The sequence below is a fragment of the Aeromonas sp. MR16 genome (genome assembly GCF_022549315.1).
In the GTDB taxonomy this organism is placed as follows: Bacteria; Pseudomonadota; Gammaproteobacteria; order Enterobacterales; family Aeromonadaceae; genus Aeromonas; species Aeromonas aquatica.
This window is the reverse complement of record NZ_JAKZFK010000012.1, coordinates 55,593-78,089: the sequence shown is the minus strand read 5'-3', so window position 1 is coordinate 78,089 and position 22,497 is coordinate 55,593. Positions and strand designations below refer to the sequence as shown.

The 22,497-nt window shown below is 61.0% G+C and carries 21 protein-coding genes and 1 tRNA gene; 16 read left to right on the top strand and 6 right to left on the bottom strand.

Going from position 1 to position 22,497, the window contains the following annotated elements:
• Positions 1–527: 527 nt before the first annotated feature.
• The 7 genes from MM194_RS11155 (at position 528) to MM194_RS11125 (ending at position 8,307) form a co-directional block, all read left to right on the top strand.
• The gene (locus MM194_RS11155; protein ID WP_241343610.1) at positions 528–1,163 is read left to right on the top strand and encodes a YchE family NAAT transporter; all 636 of its coding nucleotides are present in this window, start codon (positions 528–530) and stop codon (positions 1,161–1,163) included.
• A gap of 281 nt (positions 1,164–1,444) precedes the next feature.
• The gene (locus MM194_RS11150; protein ID WP_033131325.1) at positions 1,445–3,061 is read left to right on the top strand and encodes an ABC transporter substrate-binding protein; all 1,617 of its coding nucleotides are present in this window, start codon (positions 1,445–1,447) and stop codon (positions 3,059–3,061) included.
• A gap of 98 nt (positions 3,062–3,159) precedes the next feature.
• Complete coding sequence (gene oppB, locus MM194_RS11145; protein ID WP_033131323.1) at positions 3,160–4,080, top strand: oligopeptide ABC transporter permease OppB; 921 nt, start codon at positions 3,160–3,162, stop codon at positions 4,078–4,080.
• Between the two features lie 14 nt (positions 4,081–4,094).
• Positions 4,095–5,006: an oligopeptide ABC transporter permease OppC gene (oppC, locus tag MM194_RS11140; RefSeq protein WP_033131322.1), complete on the top strand. Its 912-nt coding sequence runs from the start codon at positions 4,095–4,097 to the stop codon at positions 5,004–5,006.
• Between the two features lie 77 nt (positions 5,007–5,083).
• Positions 5,084–6,079 carry an ABC transporter ATP-binding protein gene (locus tag MM194_RS11135; RefSeq protein WP_241343609.1) on the top strand — a complete coding sequence of 332 codons (996 nt, stop codon included), beginning with the start codon at positions 5,084–5,086 and terminating at the stop codon, positions 6,077–6,079.
• Positions 6,080–7,075 (top strand): murein tripeptide/oligopeptide ABC transporter ATP binding protein OppF, encoded by a 996-nt coding sequence (gene oppF / locus MM194_RS11130; RefSeq protein ID WP_033131320.1) that lies wholly within the window; start codon positions 6,080–6,082, stop codon positions 7,073–7,075.
• 287 nt (positions 7,076–7,362) lie between these two features.
• Complete coding sequence (locus MM194_RS11125; RefSeq protein ID WP_033131319.1) at positions 7,363–8,307, top strand: TerC family protein; 945 nt, start codon at positions 7,363–7,365, stop codon at positions 8,305–8,307.
• A gap of 199 nt (positions 8,308–8,506) precedes the next feature.
• Here MM194_RS11125 and alr read toward each other — a convergent pair whose 3' ends face one another.
• Positions 8,507–9,733: an alanine racemase gene (alr, locus tag MM194_RS11120; RefSeq protein WP_033131318.1), complete on the bottom strand. Its 1,227-nt coding sequence runs from the start codon at positions 9,731–9,733 to the stop codon at positions 8,507–8,509.
• Positions 9,734–9,909: 176 nt separating this feature from the next.
• Here alr and MM194_RS11115 point away from each other — a divergent pair, with 176 nt between their 5' ends.
• Positions 9,910–10,356 (top strand): isoprenylcysteine carboxylmethyltransferase family protein, encoded by a 447-nt coding sequence (locus MM194_RS11115; protein ID WP_033131317.1) that lies wholly within the window; start codon positions 9,910–9,912, stop codon positions 10,354–10,356.
• A gap of 54 nt (positions 10,357–10,410) precedes the next feature.
• On the opposite strand, the gene MM194_RS11110 is transcribed toward MM194_RS11115, so the two are convergent.
• From MM194_RS11110 to MM194_RS11100, 3 genes are all read right to left on the bottom strand, one after another.
• Positions 10,411–11,664, bottom strand: a complete 1,254-nt coding sequence (locus tag MM194_RS11110; RefSeq protein ID WP_033131316.1) for a dicarboxylate/amino acid:cation symporter — start codon at positions 11,662–11,664, stop codon at positions 10,411–10,413.
• 220 nt (positions 11,665–11,884) lie between these two features.
• Positions 11,885–12,346 (bottom strand): hypothetical protein, encoded by a 462-nt coding sequence (locus tag MM194_RS11105; RefSeq protein WP_241343608.1) that lies wholly within the window; start codon positions 12,344–12,346, stop codon positions 11,885–11,887.
• A gap of 184 nt (positions 12,347–12,530) precedes the next feature.
• Positions 12,531–12,607, bottom strand: a tRNA-Pro gene (locus MM194_RS11100).
• Positions 12,608–12,640: 33 nt separating this feature from the next.
• Between MM194_RS11100 and MM194_RS11095 the strand changes: the two genes are divergently transcribed.
• Positions 12,641–12,961, top strand: coding sequence for a hypothetical protein (locus MM194_RS11095; protein WP_241343607.1), 321 nt, complete (start codon positions 12,641–12,643; stop codon positions 12,959–12,961).
• Between the two features lie 100 nt (positions 12,962–13,061).
• On the opposite strand, the gene MM194_RS11090 is transcribed toward MM194_RS11095, so the two are convergent.
• Positions 13,062–14,405 carry a dihydroorotase gene (locus tag MM194_RS11090; RefSeq protein WP_241343606.1) on the bottom strand — a complete coding sequence of 448 codons (1,344 nt, stop codon included), beginning with the start codon at positions 14,403–14,405 and terminating at the stop codon, positions 13,062–13,064.
• Positions 14,406–14,484: 79 nt separating this feature from the next.
• Between MM194_RS11090 and MM194_RS11085 the strand changes: the two genes are divergently transcribed.
• The gene (locus tag MM194_RS11085; protein WP_241343605.1) at positions 14,485–15,360 is read left to right on the top strand and encodes a 6-carboxytetrahydropterin synthase; all 876 of its coding nucleotides are present in this window, start codon (positions 14,485–14,487) and stop codon (positions 15,358–15,360) included.
• 88 nt (positions 15,361–15,448) lie between these two features.
• Here MM194_RS11085 and MM194_RS11080 read toward each other — a convergent pair whose 3' ends face one another.
• Positions 15,449–17,461 (bottom strand): methyl-accepting chemotaxis protein, encoded by a 2,013-nt coding sequence (locus MM194_RS11080; RefSeq protein ID WP_241343604.1) that lies wholly within the window; start codon positions 17,459–17,461, stop codon positions 15,449–15,451.
• A 255-nt stretch (positions 17,462–17,716) separates the two neighbouring features.
• Here MM194_RS11080 and hinT point away from each other — a divergent pair, with 255 nt between their 5' ends.
• The 6 genes from hinT (at position 17,717) to MM194_RS11050 (ending at position 22,418) form a co-directional block, all read left to right on the top strand.
• On the top strand, positions 17,717–18,067 hold the full coding sequence (gene hinT, locus MM194_RS11075; RefSeq protein WP_033129807.1) for a purine nucleoside phosphoramidase: 351 nt from the start codon (positions 17,717–17,719) through the stop codon (positions 18,065–18,067).
• A complete protein-coding gene (locus MM194_RS11070) occupies positions 18,067–19,488 on the top strand; it encodes a hypothetical protein (protein WP_241343603.1) in 1,422 nt (473 codons plus the stop codon). Before hinT ends, MM194_RS11070 begins: the two co-directional genes overlap by 1 nt.
• A 66-nt stretch (positions 19,489–19,554) precedes the next feature.
• Positions 19,555–19,953 carry a YcfL family protein gene (locus tag MM194_RS11065; protein ID WP_241343602.1) on the top strand — a complete coding sequence of 133 codons (399 nt, stop codon included), beginning with the start codon at positions 19,555–19,557 and terminating at the stop codon, positions 19,951–19,953.
• On the top strand, positions 19,953–20,549 hold the full coding sequence (gene lpoB / locus MM194_RS11060; protein ID WP_033129810.1) for a penicillin-binding protein activator LpoB: 597 nt from the start codon (positions 19,953–19,955) through the stop codon (positions 20,547–20,549). Before MM194_RS11065 ends, lpoB begins: the two co-directional genes overlap by 1 nt.
• Positions 20,550–20,592: 43 nt before the next feature.
• A complete protein-coding gene (locus MM194_RS11055; protein ID WP_241343626.1) occupies positions 20,593–21,423 on the top strand; it encodes a phosphotransferase in 831 nt (276 codons plus the stop codon).
• Positions 21,424–21,557: 134 nt separating this feature from the next.
• Positions 21,558–22,418 carry a DUF6279 family lipoprotein gene (locus tag MM194_RS11050; protein ID WP_033129811.1) on the top strand — a complete coding sequence of 287 codons (861 nt, stop codon included), beginning with the start codon at positions 21,558–21,560 and terminating at the stop codon, positions 22,416–22,418.
• Positions 22,419–22,497: the final 79 nt, after the last annotated feature.

Here is a 22,497-nt window from a genome sequence, read left to right as displayed (position 1 = left end):
CACCGGCGTTTAATTTATGTTGGAAAAGTGGTTGTTGTTTTAATCCACGCACGGCACTCGCGCACCACGGCAGGCAGATCATGTGGCGGCGACATCGCGGCTGTCACGCACAGGGACAGGGCCCTAATGAAAGGGGGCTGCCATGGGTGGGATGGGGGTTGAGAGTCATGGGGGAGGGAGGTGTGGCCGCCTTGGGCTGCGAGTGGGGCCTGTCCTGGGCGCCGAACATGGGACAGAGTGACCTTCTGCCAATATAAATCCGTATAAGTACGGTTGTATCGAATAAATCACCGTCTGTTTATTGAGTGGCAGAGTAAGGTTCTGATAATATACACCAGTACGTTACATTTGGCTGCTTAGTATTAACAATTCAATATGTTGCAATTTCTCGTTCCATTAGAGGAACTAACTGAAAAGCCACGGAAAGGGTGAGATTATTTGATTGGTGAAGGGAAAAGTCATGGTGTAAATTTACGCACAGTTTGATGGGGGGTCCCTGTGGCTCGATTTGGTTCTGGATGGCGCTTATGGCAGCAATTGACTTCTCTTTATACCTGAAATTTTTCGTCGGCCTGTTTGCGATCATCAACCCGCTGGGTCTGTTGCCGGTGTTCGTCAGCCTGACCGGCCACATGCAGCCGGACGAGCGAAGGAAAACCAACACTACGGCCCACATCGCGGTGATGATCATCCTGATCGTCTCCATGTGCATGGGGCAGCTGATCCTCGATGGCTTCGGGATTTCACTGGCGTCGTTTCGTATCGCCGGCGGCGCGCTCATCACCCTGATCGCCTGGTCCATGTTGCAGGGCAAACTCGGTGAGGTGAAGCACAACAAGCAGGAGAAGGGGGAGTTAGCCGCGCGTGAATCCATCGCCGTCGTGCCGCTGGCACTGCCGCTGATGGCTGGCCCCGGGGCTATCTCCTCTTCTATTGTCTACGCCAGTCAGAAGACCCTGCCCCAGCTGTTCGGCATGTTCCTGGTGGTGATGGCCTTTGCGTATTGCTCCTGGCTCATCTTCCGCGCCGCCCCCCTGCTGTTCAAGCTGATGGGCAACACCGGCATCAACGTGGTGACCCGGATCATGGGCCTCATCATGATGTCCCTCGGTATCGAGATCATGGTGGCGGGTATCAAGGGAGTTTTCCCCGGATTGATGTGATTCAGGTCTGTTTTGTCGGAGCCGGTCCCTGTGACCGGCTTTTTTATTGTTTCTTTTTTGTTAGCCATTTTCTAGAATCGAGCGGCTTTGTATGAAAAGCGTCCGTCAGACGGTATTTAAATGCTGAAGAAATGGCTGGAAGCTGTTTCTTTAACCAGTAAGCATGGGTTCCTCTGACAATATCTATTGCATTATCAGAATTGACAGGGAATTATGCTGACGGCGAGGTATTTATCTCGTTGATGGACAAACGCATGGAATGTTCTTGTTGGAGTATGGAAATGACTCATAAAAAAACAATTATTAATACCCTCTTGGTGGCAGCATTGTTTGGCGGTATCAGCGCGGCACAGGCCGCCGATGTGCCTGCCGGCACCAAGTTGGCAGACGTTCAGACCCTGGTGAAAGGCAATGGATCCGAGCCTGCAACCCTGGACCCGCACAAGGTCGAGGGAACGGTAGAATCCAATATTCTGCGCGACCTGTTCGAAGGTCTCGTCTCTTCCGGTCCCAAGGGTGAAGTGCTGCCCGGCGTGGCCGAGTCCTGGGAAACCAAGGACAACAAACACTTCGTGTTCCACCTGCGCAAAGATGCCAAGTGGTCCAACGGGGATCCCGTGACCGCCCACGATTTCGAATTCGCCTTCAAGCGGGCCGTCGATCCCAAAACCGCTTCTCCTTATTCCTGGTATCTGGAAATCCCGACCATCATCAATGCCAGTGCCATCATCGCAGGCAAGCAGCCAGCCGATAGCCTGGGTGTGAAGGCGGTGGACGACTACACCTTCGAAGTGCAGCTGGAAAAGGCAGTGCCCTATTTCGTCAGCATGCTCTCCCACACCACCACCTACCCGGTGCCGAAGAAGGTGATCGAGCAGTATGGTGAGAAGTGGACCCAGCCTGGTCATATGGTGTCCAACGGTGCTTACCAGTTGAAAGATTGGGTGGTCAACGAGCGCGTCGACGTCGAGCGCAACCCCAACTACTGGAACAACGCCAAGACAGTGGTCAACAAGGTGACCTACCTGCCGCTCCAGAACACCGCGGATCTGAACCGCTACCTGGCCGGTGAAGTGGACATGACCTACCAGATGCCCATCGAGCGCTTCAAGCAGATGAAGAAAGAGAAGCCCGATGAGCTGAAGGTGACCGGTTACGTCGGTACCTACTACTACCAGTACAACTTCAAGAAGAAGCCGTTTGACGATGTGCGAGTGCGTACCGCGCTCTCCTACGCCATCGATCGCAACGTGATCGCCGACAAGGTGATGGGCCAGGGCCAGACCCCGGGCTACACGCTCGTTCCTGATTTTGTCGACGGCTTCAAACCGGTGGCACCGGACTGGTCCAAACTGACCCAGGCCGAGCGTAACACCAAAGCCAAAGAGCTGCTGACCGAAGCCGGTTTCGGTCCGGGTCACCCGCTCAAGTTCGAACTGCTCTACAACACCGACGACAACCACAAGAAGGTCGCCGTTGCGGTCGCCTCCATGTGGAAGAAGCTGGGTGTCGAAGTGAGCCTGGTGAACCAGGAGTGGAAGACCTACCTGCAAACCAAGGCGCAGGGTCAGTTTGACGTGGGCCGCGCCGGCTGGATCGCGGACTACAACGAAGCCTCCTCCATGCTGGATCTGATGCAGACCACCCACGGCAACAACGATGGCAAGTACTCCAACGCCACCTTTGACAAGCTGATGAGCGAGTCTCGCGATCAGGTGGATGATGCCTCCCGCAACAAGCTCTATGTCCAGGCCGAAGAGATCCTGGCCAAAGACATGCCGATCGCGCCCATCTATCAGTACGTGACTGCCCGTATGGTGAAACCTTTCGTGGGCGGCTACCCGGCCAACCCGCTGGATAACCTCTACAGCAAAGATATGTACATCGTTGCTCACTGAGTAAAGAAACAAGTCGCATAACAAAGCAGGCCCGCCAGATGGCGGGCCTTATATTACAACCGCGACCCTTTGGAAGCAGTACAGGACAGGAACTGTCAATGTTGAAATTTATCTTTAAACGTCTACTGGAGGCGATCCCGACTCTGCTGGTCTTGATCACCGTCTCCTTCTTCATGATGCGTTTTGCCCCGGGCAACCCCTTCACCAGCGAACGCGCCCTGCCGCCGGAAGTGCTGGCCAACATCGAGGCCAAGTACGGCCTGGACAAGCCCATCGGCGTGCAATACCTCAGCTATCTTGGCAATCTGGTCCAGGGTGATCTGGGTCCCTCGTTCAAATACAAAGACTTCAGCGTCAACGATCTGGTGAGCCAGGCGCTGCCGGTGTCCGCCAAGATAGGCTCGGTAGCCTTCCTGCTGGCGGTGACCTTGGGGGTGACCTTCGGCACCATAGCTGCGCTCAAGCAAAACACCTTCATCGACTACTTATTGATGTCGTCGGCCATGACCGGGGTAGTGATCCCGGGCTTCGTGCTGGCGCCCTTGCTGGTGCTCTTCTTCAGTATTTATCTGGGCTGGCTGCCAGCCGGGGGCTGGCAGGGCGGGGGAGCACAATACATGGTGTTGCCGGTGTTCGGCATGATGATGTACTACGTCTCCGCCATCTCGCGCATCATGCGTGGCAGCATGATCGAGACCATGAATTCCAACTTCATCCGCACCGCCCGCGCCAAGGGCCTGCCACTGCGCCACATCATCCTGAAACATGCGCTGCGCCCGGCCATGTTGCCGGTGGTGTCCTACCTGGGCCCGGCCTTCGTCGGCATCATCACGGGCTCCGTGGTGATCGAGACCATCTTCGGCCTGCCGGGAATCGGTCAGCTGTTCGTCAACGGTGCCCTCAACCGTGATTACTCCATGGTGCTCGGTCTGACCATTCTGGTCGGCGCCCTCACCATTACCTTTAACGCCGTGGTCGATATTCTCTATGCCGTCATCGATCCCAAGATCCGTTACTAAGTCGGGAGTACATCATGGTTGTTACAACTGAAAAGCGCGAAGCCGTCGAGGCGTTCGCCCAGAAAGTGGACGTGGTGGAAGGGCGTTCCCTGTGGAAGGATGCCCGTCGCCGATTCCTGCGCAACAAGGCGGCGCTGACCAGCCTCATCATATTGAGCATCATAGGGCTGGCGGTGATCGTCGGGCCGCACCTGTCTCAATTCACCTTCGATGATCCGGACTGGGATGCCATGCAGACCGCGCCGGACCTGGCCGCGGGCCACTACTTCGGCACCGACAGCCTGGGGCGCGATCTGTTCGTGCGCACCCTGCTGGGCGGCCGTATCTCGCTGATGGTCGGCATCATGGGCGCCATGGTGGCGGTGATCATCGGCACCTTGTATGGCGCGGCCTCCGGCTTCATCGGCGGTCGCGTCGACAGCCTGATGATGCGCATTCTGGAGATCCTCAACGCCTTCCCCTTCATGTTCTTCGTGATCATGCTGGTGACCTTCTTCGGTCGCAACCTGGCCCTCATCTTCCTCGCCATCGGCGCGGTGAGCTGGCTGGACATGGCGCGGATAGTGCGAGGCCAGACTCTGAGCCTCAAGAGCAAGGAGTTCATCGAGGCGGCCCACGTCTGTGGCGTCTCCAAGTGGAAGATCATCACCCGTCACATAGTGCCGAACGTGCTCGGCATCGTGGCTGTGTACGCCACCTTGCTGGTGCCGGGCATGATCATGTTCGAATCCTTCCTGAGCTTCCTGGGGCTCGGTGTGCAGGAGCCCATGACCAGCTGGGGCGCCCTGCTGGATGAAGGCTCCAAGTCGATGGAAGTGGCCATCTGGCAACTCCTGTTCCCCGCCGGTTTCATGGTGGTGACCCTGTTTTGCTTCAACTTCCTCGGGGATGGTCTGCGTGATGCGCTCGATCCAAAGGATCGATAAGAAAGCAGCCATGGAACGCGCATAGCGTCCAAAGGATTGCCAGCCAAGCGCCACGAAAGATCGATAAGGAGTTTTTTATGAAGTTACTGGATGTAAAAGATCTGCGGGTCGAATTCAAGACCCCGGACGGCAATGTGGTCGCCGTAAACGACCTCAACTTTTCTCTGGCCGCCGGTGAGACCCTGGGGATCGTCGGCGAGTCCGGCTCTGGCAAGTCCCAGACCGCGTTTGCCATCATGGGCCTGCTCGCCAAGAACGGCGTCATCACCGGCTCCGCCAAGTTCCAGGGTGACGAGATCCTGAATCTGCCGGAGCACAAGCTCAACAAGATCCGCTCCGAGAAGATCGCCATGATCTTCCAGGACCCCATGACCTCCCTGAACCCCTATATGAAGGTGAAGGATCAGCTGATGGAAGTGCTGATGCTGCACAAGGGGATGAGCAAGGCGGCGGCGTTCGAGGAGTCGGTACGCATGCTGGACGCGGTCAAGATCCCCGAGTCGCGCAAGCGGATGAACATGTACCCGCACGAGTTCTCCGGTGGCATGCGCCAACGGGTGATGATCGCCATGGCGCTGCTCTGCCGCCCGCAGCTGCTCATCGCCGATGAGCCGACCACGGCGCTGGACGTGACGGTGCAGGCCCAGATCATGACCCTGATGAACGAGCTCAAGCGGGAGTTCAATACCTCCATCATCATGATCACCCACGACTTGGGCGTGGTGGCCGGTATCTGTGACAAGGTGCTGGTGATGTATGCCGGTCGCACCATGGAGTACGGCCGGGTCAACGACATCTTCTACCGCCCGAGCCACCCCTACACCGAGGGGCTGCTGCGCGCCATTCCCCGTCTCGATACCGAAGGGGAAGAGCTGCCCACCATCCCGGGCAACCCGCCCAACCTGCTGCGTCTGCCCACCGGCTGCCCCTTCCAGGAGCGTTGCCACCGGGTACACGAGATCTGTGGCAAGCAGTCCCCGATCCTGACGCCCTTCGGCGATGGCCGGGCACGCGCCTGCCACTGGGAATCGGATGTCATGAATGCGGGTGTGATCGTCAAGGGGGCCAACTAAATGGGTACCGACAAGAAACTGCTGCTGGAAGTGTCCGACCTCAAGGTCCACTTCAGCATCAAGAGTGACAAGGCCTGGCCCTGGGCCAAACCCTCGGCGCTGAAGGCGGTGGACGGGGTGACCCTGCGCCTGTACGAGGGGGAGACCCTCGGAGTGGTCGGGGAGTCCGGCTGTGGCAAGTCCACCTTCGCCCGGGCGCTGATCGGCCTGGTGCCGGCCACCGACGGCAAGGTCGTCTGGCTCGGCCAGGATCTGACCCAGCTCGATCATCAGGCGCTGCGGGAGAAGCGCAAGGAGATCCAGATGATCTTCCAGGATCCGCTGGCTTCCCTGAACCCGCGCATGACCATAGGCGACATCATCGCCGAGCCGCTCATCACCTTCTATCCCCAGCTCTCCAAAGAGCAGGTGAGAGACAAGGTACGCACCATGATGACCAAGGTGGGGCTGCTGCCCAACCTGGTGAACCGCTATCCGCACGAGTTTTCCGGCGGTCAGTGCCAGCGCATCGGCATCGCCCGGGCGCTGATCCTGGAGCCCAAGATGATCATCTGTGACGAGCCTGTCTCGGCGCTGGATGTCTCTATCCAGGCTCAGGTGGTGAACCTGCTCAAATCCCTGCAAAAGGAGATGGGGCTGTCCCTCATCTTCATCGCCCACGATCTGTCGGTGGTCAAACACATCTCGGATCGGGTGCTGGTGATGTATCTGGGCAACGCGGTGGAGCTCGGCACCCGCCAGGAGATCTTCGCCAACCCCTTGCATCCTTACACCAAGGCGCTGATGTCGGCGGTACCCATTCCGGATCCGGATCTGGAGCGCAGCAAGGTCATCCAGATCCTGGAAGGGGATCTGCCCTCGCCGATGAACCCGCCGTCCGGCTGCGTGTTCCGCACCCGCTGCCCGGTGGCGGGCCCGGAATGTGCCAAGACCAGGCCCATGCTGGAGGGGAACTTCGACCATGCGGTCTCCTGCCTCAAGGTGGATCCACTCTGAGGCTGACAACTCGATAAGGGCGCCTGCTGGCGCCCTTCTTTTTTGCATGGCGGATAAGATGCCTCTTGGCGTTATCTTTCAGGGTTGCTATCATCCGCCCAACAAGGGGAGTAACTTCTCGTCGGTTTGTCGTCATTACGGTGCACCCATATCCTGCAGTGCACCCGGCAGCCGGGCAGCAATCATCTTGCTGTAAGTGAGACCTTGCCGAGAGGCAAGGTGTATCTGCTCCCAAAGCGAACCCACGCCTCTCGGTCGTGGGTTTTTCGTTTTTGGGAGAAGTGAAAATGGGTGAATGGTGGATGTGGACAGGCTTCTTCAGCATAGTGCTGGTCCTGTTATGGATTGATATCCGCTTCGTCGGCGGTGGCAAGGCGCACAAGGTGTCGCTCAAGGAAGCGGGCATCTGGTCCCTGGTCTGGGTGAGCGTGGCCCTGCTGTTCAACCTGGCCATCTGGCTCTGGCTGGATCACAGCGCCGGCCGTGAAATAGCCAATCAGAAGGGGCTGGAGTTCCTCACCGGCTACCTCATCGAGAAGGCGCTGGCGGTGGACAACGTCTTCGTCTGGCTGATGCTGTTCGGCTACTTTGCCATCCCGGCCGAGCTGCAGCGCCGGGTGCTGCTGTACGGGGTGCTGGGTGCCATCGTGATGCGGGCTGGCATGGTGTTCGCGGGCAGCTGGCTCATCGAGCAGTTCCACTGGATCCTCTACCTGTTCGGCGCCTTCCTGCTGCTGACCGGGGTCAAGATGCTGTGGGCCGCCGACAAGGAGCCGGATTTGGCCAACAACCCGCTGCTGGGCTGGATGCGCCGCCGCTTCAAGGTGACGGAGCATCTGGAAGGGGAGAACTTCTTCGTCTGGCGTGACGGTGTGCGCTATGCCACGCCGCTGCTGCTGATCCTGGTGCTGGTGGAGGTGAGCGATCTCATCTTCGCGGTGGACAGCATCCCGGCCATCTTCGCGGTGACCACGGATCCCTTCATCGTGCTGACCTCCAACATCTTCGCCATCATGGGCCTGCGCGCCATGTACTTCCTGCTGGCGGGGGTGGCCGAGCGTTTCGCCCTGCTGAAATACGGCCTGGCGCTGATCCTAATGTTCATCGGGGTCAAGATGCTGCTGCTGGAGGTGTTCAAGATCCCGACCGGCATCGCGCTCGGTATCGTGGCGCTGATCCTGCTGGCCTCCATGGGGCTCAGCCTCTGGGTGACCCGTAAAAAGGAGGCGTGAAGGCGGCGTGAATAAGCTCAGCGGGGTCTGTTCAAGATCCCCCTGAGTGACATCGCGCTGGGCGTCGTGGCCCTGATCCTGCTGACTTCTATGGGATTGAGCCTCTGGGTGACCCGCAAGAAAGTGACCGACCAGAAGACGGTGTAAGCACCCGCAAGAAGGGCTCCCTCGGGAGCCCTTCTTCATTTCAGATCTGTGCTTAGCGCTTGATCTTCTTGGGGTTGGTGTAGCCCCAGATGGTGTACATGTCGGCCAGCAGGGCACCGTTGTACTCCTCCAGATCCGCCTGCTTCACCTCGGCATCCCCCTGGCGGCCGAACAGCACCACCTCGTCACCGGGTTTCACCCCTTTGAGATCGGTCACGTCCACCATGATGGTATTCATGGAGGTCTTGCCCACCACGGGCACCTTCTGGCCCTGGATCAGCACATAGGCCTTGTTGCTCAGCGCGCGGCGATAGCCGTCGGAGTAACCGAGCGGCAGGTTGGCGAGCAGGGAGTCGCGCTTGAGGGTGAAGGTGCGGTCATAACCGACGGTGTTGCCGGCCGGGTAGTGGTTGACCGAGGCGACCTGGGTCTTGAACGCCATCACCCGCTTGTATTCGGTGTAGGAGGGGATGGAGTCGCCGTAGAGCAGGCCGCCCGGGCGCACCATGTCAAAGTAGGCATCCGGCACTTCCAGGGTGGCAAAGGAGTTGGCGGCATGGATGGTGATCTTGCTGCGATCCAGCTTGCCCGCTTCCAGCAGCCACTGGCTGTCCAGCTTGAACTGGGCCAGCCCCAGCTTGACGTCCTCTTTCTCCTCTACCGGGAAGTGGGTCATGATGCCGACCGGGGTGATGCCCGGCAGCTTGAGCATGGCCAGGGCCTCGTCCTTGGCGCCGGACTGGCGCAGGTCGATGCCGTTGCGGCTCATGCCGGCGGAGTTCAGGCCAAGGTGCACCGGCACCTTGGTATGGTGGCGCAGGGCGATGTCGGAGATGCCCTTGGCACTCTCGAGGCTGCCGATGAGCTCTTCCAGCTTGTAGGGCAGCGCCTGCTCCACCTCGGTCGGGGTGGCTGCACGGACCCGCATCAGGCGGCCCTCGAAGCCCTTCTCGCGGGCCACCCGGGCCTCTTCGTTGCTGGCGATGCCGATGCAGGGGATATTGGCCTTGACCACCGAGGGCACCAGCAGATCGATGCCGTGACCGTAGGCATCCGCCTTCATGATGGCGCAGATCTGCGGGCCCTTGTCACCGAGGCGATCCTTGAGGGTCTGGATATTGTGTTCGAACGCGCCCAGATCCACTTCCAGCCAGGCGTTGGCGGCGGTCTGCTCCTGGCCGTTGCGGGTGTCGCTGGCGAGCGGCAGGTAGGGGGCGGCGACCGCCTGGCCGGCCAGCAGGCCGAAGACAAGGGTGGCGAGCAGGGTTTTCTTGTGCATGGAATGATTCCTTCTTATTTTCCTGTTGAGGATGGTCTCGGCTTGGATGCGAGAGGCGGTAGCATTGGGGCTGTATGTTGCTATGCTAATGATATATTTCATTTTTTTCGCCAAGCTACCGGCGCAGCGAGTGTATCGCAATGGCGTCATTTGTGGCACTTTTGAAGGAAGAAAATATGCGTTTCGAGCTGCGGATCCCGCCTTTGTTGCTGTTTGTCGTCATCGCGCTCGCCATGTGGCTGGGGAGTGGCGAGGCCAGAGAGGCGGGCGTCTTGTGGGTACTGGCCGCGGGCCTGTGGTTGGTGGGAGCTGTGCTGGGGGGAGGGGCACTCATGCACTTTCGAAGGCAACGCACCACGGTCAATCCCATTCGCCTGCAACAGAGCCGGGTGCTGGTGACGGGCGGGGTCTATCGCATCAGCCGCAATCCCATGTATCTGGGGCTGCTGTGCTGGCTGATGGCGCTGGCTTGTTATTTGGGCGGTATCGCTGTCTGGCTTGGCCCCTTGCTGCTGGTGGCCTGGCTCACCCGCTTTCAGATCTTGCCGGAAGAGCGTGCCCTGCGCGCCCGCTTCGGCATCCCCTATGTGCAGTACTGCCGGCGGGTGAGGCGCTGGTGCTGACCGCCAAACGAAAAAAGGCCCGCAGTTGCGGGCCTTTTGCTGGGTGTCCTTGACTCAAGCCTTGGCGAGTTCGCCCTCGGGCTGGGTCTCTCCCAGGCTGTCTTCCGTCTTGGCCACCACGCTGGCGGCGATGGCGTTGCCCAACACGTTGGTGGCGGAGCGGCCCATGTCGAGGAAGTGGTCTATGCCGAGCAGCAGCAGTATGCCGGCCTCCGGGATCTGGAACTGGTTCAGGGTGGCGGCGATCACCACCAGGGAGGCGCGCGGCACCCCGGCCATCCCCTTGGAGGTGACCATCAGCAGCAGCAGCATGGTGATCTGCTGGGCCATGCTGAGCTCTATGCCATAGGCCTGGGCGATGAACATCACCGCGAAGGTGCAGTACATCATGGAGCCGTCCAGGTTGAAGGAGTAGCCCATGGGCAGCACGAAGCTGGCGATGCGCTTGTCACAGCCGAACTTCTCCAGCCTGTCCAGGGTCTTGGGGTAGGCGGCCTCGGAGCTGGCGGTGGAGAAGGCGAGCAGGATGGGCTCGCGGATCATGGCCAGCAGGGTCAGGATGCGGCGACGGATGAACAGGCTACCCATGGCGATGAGCAGCAGCCAGAGGCAGGCCAGGGCCAGGTAGAACTGGGCCATGAAGGTGCCATAGGTGGCGAGGATGCCGAGCCCTTCCTTGGCGACCATGGCGGCGATGGCGCCGAACACCGCGAAGGGGGCGAAGTTCATCACGTAGCCGGTCACCTTCAGCATGATCTCGGCGCTGCTTGCCATCAGCTTGACCACGGGTTTGGCGGCATCCCCCAGGGCGGCGGCGGCCAGCCCGAAGAAGAGGGAGAACACCACTATCTGCAGGATCTCGTTGGTGGCCATGGCCTCGATCACGCTTTTCGGGATGGCGTGGGTCACGAAGTCCTTGAGGGAGATGGCGGTGGCGGCCACCCCTGAGCTCGCGCCGTCATCGGGCAGGGAGAGGGAGAGGCCGACCCCTGGCTGCATCAGGTGCACCATGATCAGGCCCAGAGTCAGGGACATCAGGGAGGCCAGCATGAACCAGCCCAGGGTCTTGGCGCCGATGCGGCCCACGGTGCGGGTGTCGCCCATCTTGGCGATGCCGACCACCAAGGTAGTGAACACCAGGGGGGCGATGATCATCTTGATGAGGCGCAGGAAGATGTCGGTCAGTATGGTGATGTCACTGGCAAAGGTGGCGGCCTGGGCCGGGGCAAACAGGCGATAGCCTTGCCCGGTAAAAATGCCAAGCAACATCGCAATGAGGATGGCAACGGTCAATTTGTTCATTTTCATGGGGGGACAGTCTCGATATGTGCAGTGCCTGTGCAGGTGGGCAGGGTGCCACCTCAGTCCGTTTTTGTGATCCGGGCCATGGAATCCTGACAGCCGGTGTGCTGGCAGCATGCCTAATCACAGAATGGAAATCCAGCGGCTTATGGCAGAACTTTATGTTGTTATTAGTTGTATGTGATATGGATCTTGCATTTAACTTATATTAATCACTGCTTATTTTTTAGTTTGCAATATAAACAGCTTCCAGGCTCTGGTCGTCCAGTGGGCGGTGGCCGAGGGAAAAGGTCAGCAGTGCCGAGGTGCGGTACTGCACGTGCATCTCGTCCATAAAGGTGTCAGGTTCGTACTCATCGAACCCGAACCGGGGGCGGGCGGGGGTGACCCTGACCGCATCCCGTGACAGGGTCAGCTCGTGCACTTGCACCCATTCATAGCCCTGTGCCAGCGCCATCTCCCCCGCCCGCTTGAGCACGTACTTGCGGGCCGTCTCCCTGTCCACCAGATCGTTGCCGACAAACTCCAGCTGCCATTGATCGGGGCCGAGCCGGGTCTGGGAGAAACCGGTCTGGCCGTTCCAGAAGGATTTCTCGCTGTCATAGGCGGTGGCGCAGCCGCCGAGCTGGCTCAGCAGCAGGCTGGCGAACAGGGCGAGGCAGGGGAAGAGAGGGCAGGGGCGCGACATCTTGCTGGCCGGTGGGTAGACACGGCTTTACTACAGCACAACGGGATCGCCGAGACAATCGCTCTGGGTCGATGAGGGGCCGCACTGCTCTGTTCGCCCTTCCCTGACCCGATGAGGGCTGCGTTCTTCTGGCCGTACAAAAACAAAAGGCCTTGTCGTTTGACAAGGCCTTTCGCGGGGAATTTGGTCGGTGTGAGAGGATTCGAACCTCCGACCCTCTACACCCCATGCAGATGCGCTACCTGGCTGCGCTACACACCGACGGAGTCAGCTCGGCTGACGGGGGCTGAGTTTATGGAGATGACCCTGCCCTGTCAACAGGGGAAATCCCGCGCCGAGATCGTTTGCCTGCTTTGCGAGCAATCTGTGCTTAAAGCAGCGCCATTCGCCAAAAAAACAGGCCGCCTTGGTGGCGGCCCGTTGGTATCGGCGGGTATCGGATCAGCGGTTGAAAGTCAGTCGCTTGCCCAGCACCTGATCGGTGACCTGACCGTTCTGCCAGGCTATCTGACCATTGACCAGGGTCATCTCAATGATGGCGCTCTGGAAGCTGTCACCCTGGCGGGTAACAGCTCATATCAGCGGTTAAAGGTCAGCCGCTTGCCCAGCACCTGATCGGTGACCTGGCCGTTCTGCCAGGCGATCTGGCCGTTGACCAGGGTCATCTCAATGATGGCGCTCTGGAAGCTGTCACCCTGGCGGGTAACAGCTCATATCAGCGGTTAAAGGTCAGTCGCTTGCCCAGCACCTGATCGGTAACCTGGCCGTTCTGCCAGGCTATCTGGCCGTTGACCAGGGTCATCTCGACGGTGCTCTGGAAGCGATAGCCGTTGAACGGCGACCAGCCGCACAGGTAGAGCAGGTTGCTGTCGTTGACCACATAGGGCTTGCCGAGATCCAGCAGCACCAGGTCGGCGAAATAACCCTCGCGGATGTAGCCGCGATCCTGCACCTGGAAGCGCTCGGCCACCGCGTGGGAGGTCTTCTTGACGATAGTCTCCAGCGAGAAGACACCGTTGTGGTAGAGCTCCAGCAGCGCCTGCAGGGAGTGCTGCACCAGGGGCACGCCGGACGGCGCCTTGAAATAGCTGTTCTGCTTCTCTTCCCAGGTGTGAGGCGCGTGGTCGGTGGCGATGATGTCCAGCACGTCGTTGCGCACCGCATCCAGCAGCGCATGCTGATCCGCCGCGCTCTTCACTGCCGGGTTGCACTTGATCTGGCTGCCCAGGGTGTCGTAGTCCGCCTCGTTGAAGAACAGGTGATGGACGCACACCTCGGCGGTGATGTTCTTGTCTTTGAGATCCTTCAGATCCGGGGTGGCGGTAAAGAGCGATAGCTCCTTGGCCGTGGTCAGGTGCAGCACGTGCAGCTTGGCACCGTATTTTTTCGCGAGGCCGACCGCCATGCTGGAGGATTTGTAGCAGGCATCGGCGCTGCGGATGCGGCCGTGTTCGCGCATCGGCACGTCCTCGCCCCACTTGGCGCGGGCCTCGTCTTCCAGCACCTTGATGGAGGGGGTGTCCTCGCAGTGGGTGACTATCATCACCGGGCTCTCGCGGAAGATGGCGGCCAGGGTCTCCTGGTTGTCCACCAGCATGTTGCCGGTGGAGGCACCCATGAAGATCTTGATGCCGCAGGACTGCTTGGGATCGAGCTTCTTGATCTCTTCCAGGTTGTCGTTGGTGGCACCCAGATAGAAGCTGTAGTTGGCGGCGGCGCCCCTGGCGGCTATCTCGTATTTCGCTTCGAGGGCGTCGATGGTGGTGGTCTGGGGATTGACGTTGGGCATCTCCATGAAGCTGGTGGTGCCCCCGGCCACGGCGGCCCGGGATTCACTGGCGATGGTGCCCTTGTGGGTCAGGCCTGGTTCCCGGAAGTGGACCTGATCATCGATCATCCCGGGGATGAGGTGACGGCCAGCGGCATCGATCACCACCGCATCCTCTGCCTCGATGTGGGGGGCGATACGGGCGATCCTTTCCCCCTCGATCAGCACGTCGGAGGCATAGATGCGACCTTCGTTGACCAGGGTGGCGTTCTTGATAAGCAATTTGTTCATGGGGGGTTCCAGTTCCTTTGCCGATAATCCGGGGTCATAATATCCCAAACCGCACTTTCTCTGTAGCAAGGCCTGAGTGATGAAGTTATTTGTAAGAGATTTGACCGTTATCGACTCCAGCTATCTGTGTGAACGCCGTGGCATGGTGGGGGAGAGCTGGCTGGTCGATGTCGAAATGAGCGGCGAGCTCAATGAGATGAGCATGCTGCTGGACTTCGGCCGGGTGAAGAAACTGATCAAGTCGATCATCGATGAAGAGGTGGATCACAAGCTGCTGGTGCCTACCGGCTGTGGGCTGGTGCACATAGACGCGCTGGACAACGACGAGTGCACGGTAGATCTGCTGCGCCCGGCTCGCTCCATCCATCTGCGCAGCCCGTCCCAGGCGTTCGCCTTCATTCCAGCTCCCCAGGTGGACAAGGAGTCGGTGACCCGCTACCTGCTGGGGGTGCTGGCCAAGCGCTTGCCTGGCAACATCAAGGATCTCTCCCTGACCCTGCGCCAGGAGAAGATCGAAGGCGCCTTCTACCACTACAGCCATGGCCTCAAGAAGCACGACGGCAACTGTCAGCGCATCGCCCACGGTCACCGTTCTCCCATCGAAATCCTGGTGGATGGGGAGCGGGACGAAGAGCTGGAGCTGAACTGGGCCGAGCGTTGGAACGACATCTACCTCGGCACCCTGGAAGACCAGGTGGCCCTGTCCGAGCTGGAGCTGAGCGATCTGGCCAAGACCCAGCTGGCTGAGCATCACCTGGGCTTCAAGTACGTGGCGCCCCAGGGGCTGTTCCAGCTCGCCATGCCGGCGAGCGAGGTGGAGATGATCGACACCGACACCACCATAGAGCTGCTGGCGCACCATATCGCCCGCGAGGTGAAGAAGCTGGTGGGGGACAAGTTCGTGAAGATCGTGGCCTATGAAGGGGTCGGCAAAGGCGCCATCGCCTACGCCTGATAGCGGCATCCGCCCGCCATCGATAAAGAAGGCTCCCTCGGGAGCCTTCTTGCTGTCTGGATGTTAACTAACCGCCTCGTGACAGGGCTCAGGCGCTGAGCCGGAAGCGCTGCACCAGCCCCTCCTGCTGCTCGGCCAGGGAGTCGAGTTGCTGGCTGGTCTCGGCCACTTTCTCGATCCCCTGATAGTTGAGATCCGAGATGTCGGAGATGCGGTTGAGGTTGGTGGCGATGTCGGCGCTGGTGGCCTGCTGCTGCTCGGCGGCGGAGGCTATCTGGCTCGACATGTCGCTGATCAGCACCACTATTCCCTGCACCTCCTCCATGGCGTTGTTGGCCTGGGAGCTCTGATCCATGCAGCTGTCCATCTCGCGGGAGCACTCCTGCATGACGTTGACCGCCCGGGCGACCCCCTGCTGCAGGTTCTCTATCATGGTCTGGATCTCGCTGGTGGACTGGGCGGTGCGCCCGGCCAGGCTGCGCACCTCGTCCGCCACCACCGCGAAGCCGCGACCCTGCTCACCGGCACGGGCCGCCTCGATGGCGGCATTGAGCGCCAGCAAGTTGGTCTGCTCGGCGATGCCGCGGATGACGTCGAGGATGTTGCCAATCTGGCCGCTCATGGCGCTCACGTCACCGATCACCTTGCCGGTCTGCTGCAGCTTGCCCGCCAGTTGATGGGTGGTGGTGATGTTGCCGGCCATCACCTTGCGGCCCATCTGTGACGCCTTCTCCACATCCTGCACCCGCTCCAGGGTCTGGTTGGCGGCCTGGGCCACCTCCCGTACCGAGGCTTCCATCTGGGTCATGGCGGCGGCGACCGAGGCGGTCTCCTGGCGCTGTTTCTCCAGATCGGCGCGCACCGATTCTGTGGTGTGGCGGTTGTCATGGGCGGCGCTGTTGAGCTGGTTGGAGGCAAGGGAGAGCTGCCTGAGCACGTCGCCCATCTGCTGGATCAGCAGGTTGAGCTGGCTGCCGAGCTGGCCGAATTCGTTCTGGCTCTTGAAGCCGACACGCTGGGTCATGTCCCCCTGGGTCACCTCGGTCAGCACCCGCAGCAATTCTTTCAGCGGGCGACGGATGGCCTTGCCCAGGGTGCAGGCGACCAGGATGGCGACGAAGATGGCGATGGCGATGCTGATGGCCTGGGTGAGGGTGCTCCGGGTCTGCACCTGATCGGAGGCGCGGATGCTGTTGTTCATCAACTGCTGGCTCTGGGCGGTGATCCCCTCCAGCTTGTTCTGGATGCCGACGATGAGCTGGCTCGCCTGCTTGCTCTGCTCACGCATGCTCTGCTGTTGCTTCATCAGCGCCAGGTACTGGGCGAGCACCCCTTCATTGGCCGTGGTATCGCGCACGAAGCCATGGACGTAGTGGCCCATGTTGTTGTCAAAATCCTTGAGCTCCCCCTGCAGATCCTTGATGGTGCTGTTGAAGCTCTCGATCTGCATCTTGTTGCGCTTGAGCGCCCCTTCGATGGGGGTGGGGATGCTCTGGTTGAGGGCATCCATGGTGGAGAGTTCGATGGCGGAGAGCTTGGTGGTCAGGGTCTCGGACAGCATCTTGATGAAGCTGTCGTCGATGGCAACCATCATGTCGCCGAGGTTCTTCTTGAACTGGGGCAGGCTGACCTGGAACTGGCCCTTGGCCTGATTGACCTTGTGCAGCCGGGTGAGCAGGGCTTCGTGCTCGGTGGGCAGGGTCTGGGTCAGCTGCAGGTAGTCGCCGACCAGCTTGTCGAGGGCGGCCATCTCCCCTTGCAGCTCGGGATGTGATGCCACCTGCAGCTTGAGGCTCGCCAGCATCTTGTCGACCTGGGCCTTGGCCTGCTGCAGCTCGGCCACTTCTCCCGGCAGCAGCTTGGGATCCTGTTCGGTCAGCACGTCGGTGAGCCACTTGTTGGCGCTGAGCAGGCTTATCTGGGTCTGGCTGCTGGCGAGCACCAGCGGCATGGATTGCTGCGTTACCTGATCCAGCGCCTCATTGAGCTCGCTCTGGCTCTTGAACGTCAGCACCGAGCTGGCCACCATCACGGCGACCAGGATGGCAAAGCCTAAATAGACTCTCTGTAAGATCGAGAGGTCTGACATGGTTTGTTTCATTATTGTCCCGCTTTCTGTGCAAAAGTCCCTTGCCTGAGTACCCCGTCCCTTTGATACCCTGCATGGCCGGTAGGCGATACCTGCGGTACGGAGGACGTCATTCTCACTATCGGTATTCTTCACAATAACTGAAGGGATTGGGACAACGGCTGTGCCAAATATCGGCTTGTGTCACACTTGACGACCCCTGGCGGCGTTTTTGGGAGTCGCTTGAGGTTTATTTTGAATTTTCTTTTTCATATAAAGGAGTTACCCATGGCGCAAGAAACCATTTTCAGCAAAATCATCCGCAAAGAGATCCCCGCCGACATCCTTTATCAAGACGATCTGGTGACCGCGTTTCGCGACATCCAGCCCAAGGCCAAGACCCACATCCTGATCGTGCCGAACGTGCTGATCCCCACCGTCAACGACGTCGAGCCGGATCACGAGCTGGCGCTGGGCCGGATGTTCACCGTGGCCCGCAAGCTGGCGAGCGAGGCCGGGATCGCCGAGAACGGTTATCGCCTCATCATGAACTGCAACCGCCACGGCGGGCAGGAGGTCTACCACATCCATATGCATCTGGTCGGCGGTCAGCCGCTGGGGCCGCTGCTCAGCCTGTGATGCGTCCCGCCTCTTTGACCGGTCTGCTGTTGGCCGGTCTGCTGCTGGGGGGCTGCGCCTCCCACTGGCAGGACATCTTCGTCTCCTATTCGGATCAGATGGTGCCCCTGCGCAACTTGTTGCTGCAGGGCAAGAGCGCCGAGGCGCTGCCCGAGGTGCGCGACTCCCAACTGGGGGACGACACCTATGTGCTCGACCGCCTCGAGCAGGGACGCATCGCCTGGCTCGCCGGCCAGGACGGGGGCAGCAAGCAGGCCTTCGCCGCCGCCGACAACCGTCTCGCCTGGGAAGACAACCAGGCCGAATACCGCGTGAGCCATGGCCTGGCCCAGGCGGGCAGCCTGCTCACCAACGATCAGACCATGGCCTATCGGGTGCCCGATTACGAGCGCACCATGCTGCACCACTATCAGGCCCTCAATTACCTGCAGCGGGGAGATGCCGAGGGCGCCCTGGTGGAGGTGCGCCGCGCCAACCAGGTGCAGGAGCAGGCCCTCAAGGCGCGGGCCGGCGAGGTGCAAGCGGTCAGACAGGAGGGGGAGGACACCAGCCCCGAGGGGCAGATGCGCCAGCTCATGTCGCGCGGGGCGCCGGATCTCGATCGGCTGATCGGCCAGGTGAAGAACGGTTTCCAGAACGCCTACACCTTCTACTTCTCCGGGGTGCTCTACGAGGCGAGCGGGGATCTCAACGATGCCTGGGTCGACTATCAGCGCGGCTACCAGATTGCGCCGGACAACCAGAGCCTGCAGGATGCCCTGCTGCGCCTCGCGGTGCTGCGCGGATCCCAAGACGAGCTCAAGGCGACCGAGCAGAAGCTGGGCCGCAAGGCGCCGCCACTGGCCAAGCATCAGGGCCAGCTGGTGGTGCTGTTTGAAGATGGCTTGATCCCGGCGCGGCGGGAACTCTTCCTGCCGCTGCCCATCTCCACCTCAAACGGGGATTTTCGTACCTTTACCGTGGCTGTGCCCTATTACGACAACAGGGCCAGCGACACCGGCCCCCTGGCGGTGAGCGTGGGCAATCGCAGCGGGCAGACCAGCCCGCTGGTGCGCCTCGAGGCGCTGGCCGCCAAGGATCTGCAGGAGCGGCTGCCGGCCATGCTGACTCGCCAGGCGCTGCGGCTGCTCACCAAGGAGCAGGTGCGGCGCAGCGCCGCCAAGGAGGGGGGCGATGTGGGCAATATTCTGGTCGGCATCTTCAACACCCTGTCCGAGCGCGCCGACACCCGCAGCTGGGTGACGCTGCCGGCCCAGGCCGCGAGCTGGCAGGGCATGCTGCCTGCCGGCGAGGTGCGGCTCAGCCTCGGCGCCGGCAGCGCCGCGCGCCAGCTGCCGCTGACCATCCACGAGGGGCGCACCACCCTGGTGTGGGTGCAGCGGCTCGGCGCCGGACTGACCACCCGGGTAATGCCGCTCTAGCGGCCGGCCCGGTCTGTTTTCACCCTATCGATCGCCCCCGACCGGGACGATCCCAAGGAGACGATGATGAAAGCCTGTTATGCAGCCTTTGGCCTGATGCTGCTGTTGTCCGCCTGTGCCACCAACACCTCGGGGGTGGCACTCTATGCCCCAGCGGGGGGCGCGGCCCAGCTCGAGCTGCACCAGAATATCGACGTTACCCTGACCGAACAGAGCCGGCGCGAGCAAAACGGCCTGCTGCAGGTCAACGTGATCCTGACCAACACCCAGTCGGGGGACAACCCTCTGCAGTACCTGTTCTATTGGTATGATGGCAGCGGTCAGGAGGTGGCCAGCGATGGCCGCGGCTGGACCCCCATCAAGCTCCACGGCCACCAGAGCCGCACCCTGACTGCCCTGGCGCCGAACGCGAGTGCCCAGGGGTACAGGGTCTATGTACGCGAAGTGATTGAGGAATCGAACTGATGAAAATGAACCATGCCCTGCTGATCCTGAGCGGTGCCCTGCTGCTCGGCGGCTGCTCCAGCACCACCGTCAGCTATGGCGACGCGACCGAAACCGAGACGGTGACCGTGGATTACGGCTCCTCCGACCTGCAGGCCATCGCCGACAAGATGGCGGACTCCATGCTGAGCTCCCCGGCGACGGCCGAGATCACCGCAGGCGGCCGCCCGGTGATGTTCATGGACTCCATCCGCAACAAGACCTCGGAGCACATCGACACCGAGGCCATCACCGACACCCTCCGCACCAAGCTGCTGCGGGCGGGCAAGTTCCGCTTCGTCGACATGAGCAAGGTGAGCGCGGTCAAGCAACAGCTCGAATACCAGCAGGGCAGCGGCATGGTGGATCCCGCCTCCATGGTGCGCCTCGGCAAGCAGACCGGGGCCCGCTACATGGTCTATGGCAACCTGGCCAGCATCGTCAAGGACAACGGCAAGGTGAAGGACGTCTACTACCAGATGACCATGAACCTGATGGATCTGGAGAACGGCGAGCTGTTGTGGGCCGATCAGAAAGAGATCCGCAAGCAGGCGAAGAAGTCGACCTTTGGCTGGTAAGGGGAACACGACTTCAGGTCGTCCGGACAGGCAGTCCGGGGATCTGGCAGAGCTGAGCCTGCTGGCCAGCCTGCCCGCCCCCTGGTGCCAGGGGCGACTCGAGCCCCTGAGTCTTGGCCTGACCAACTGCAACTACCGGCTGCGCCTCCCCTCGGGGCGCAGCTATTTTTTGCGGTGCGGGCACCCGGATCCCCTGCGCCTCGGCATAGACCGCGCCACCGAGTGGCAGCTCTACCAGGGCGCCGTGGGGCAGGGGCTGGCCCTGCCTTGCCATCACAGCGAACCCGCCTGTGGTCTGATGCTGCTGGACTGGTGCGACGAGCCGAACTGGGCCGATGCGCCGCCCCCGCCGGCGGAACAACCCCGTCTGCTGGCAGAGGTGCTCGGCCGCATGCACCGTTTGGCGTTGCCCAACGTGGTGATGGCGGTGCGCGCCCACGCCGCCGGTTATCGGGCGCGGTTGGCCCGAGTGCCCGCCTGGTTGCCGGCGCTGGAGCGGGGCCTGCTCGCGAGCCGGGAGCCGGACGATTGCTGGCTCCCTTGCCACCACGATCTCAATCCGGCAAATTTGTTGGGAAGCAGGCCCTGGGTCATCGACTGGGAGTATGGTGCCGCCGGTCACCCGGGCTTCGAGCTCGCCAGCATAGTGCGTACCCATGGCTGGAGCGAAGAACAGCAGTGCCAGTTGGAGAGCTGCTATCTTGAAGGCAGGGGAGGCACTCATAAGCTGCTCAATGCCAAAGGATTTCAGGCCGAGGCCTTCCTGCCCTGGGTCGACTACATCGGCCTGTTGTGGGCCCTGTTGATGAGCGAGCAACAACCGGGGCCCGAATATCAGTCATTGATCGACACCAATCGTCGACGACTGGAGTGAGACAGGGTGGACCCCACGCCGCGAGGGTCATCTGCGTTATGGCTAGCGTGATTCGATAACCATCTAAAAATATTAACTATTTTCAACATTCTCCGCTGGGCACAGGCCCGGTTCTTCACTGACAGGAGTCATGCATGCTGACCACCTTCTCATGGCGTCAACCGCGCAGCTGGAGCCTGTTGCTGCTCTGCCTGCTGCTGACGGGCTGTGCCACCCGGGTTATCTACTACTGGCTCGATTCCGCCATCGTCTGGCAACTGGACGACTACTTTTCGCTGGATCGCAGCCAGAAGACGCTGCTCGATGGGGAGGTGAAGGGGTTGATGGCCTGGCATCGCCAGCACGAGTTGCCCATCTATGCCAGGGATCTGGACGCCCTGGCCAAGGCGGTGGCGAGCCCCATGACCCCGGCGCAGGTCGCCGTGCATCTGGATAAAACGCAGGCGAGCCTGACCCGCACCCTGGAGAACGCCATTCCCCGTACCGTGCGCCTCGCCCGTACCCTGACCGATGCCCAGGTGGCGCACTTCATGGGGGACAGGGTGAAACGCCAGCAGGAGCGCCAGCACGACTTTGCCACCGAGTCCAAGACCGAGATGCTCAAGGGTTTTCGGGAGAAGATGAACGAGCGGCTGGTGTTCTGGATTGGCAAGGTCAAGCCGGCCCAGGAGCCGCTCATCGCCCAATGGGCCGAGTGGCAATACGAGATGATGGGCCCCTGGCTCGAGTTTCAGGGGGCCTGGACCAAGGAGCTGGAGCGGCTGATGAAGCAGCGCCAGAGCCCGGACTTTGGCAAGGAGCTGACCCGCTTGCTGCAGCAGGGGGATGGCCTGATGGACGGGCGCTTCACCGGCTATACCGATCAGTCCCGCCAGCGCACCATCCAGTGGCTGAGCGACCTCAGCCAGTCGATGGATCTCTCTCAGCGCGCCCACCTCTATAGCCTGCTCAAGGACTATGCCGAGGACTTCGAGGAGATGGTCCAGAAGGGGTGAGCCGGCTCGCAAACCGAACCGCCAACCAGGACAAGGGCGGCAGGCTGAAGGGTCTGCCGCCCTTGTCCTTGCTGGAGGG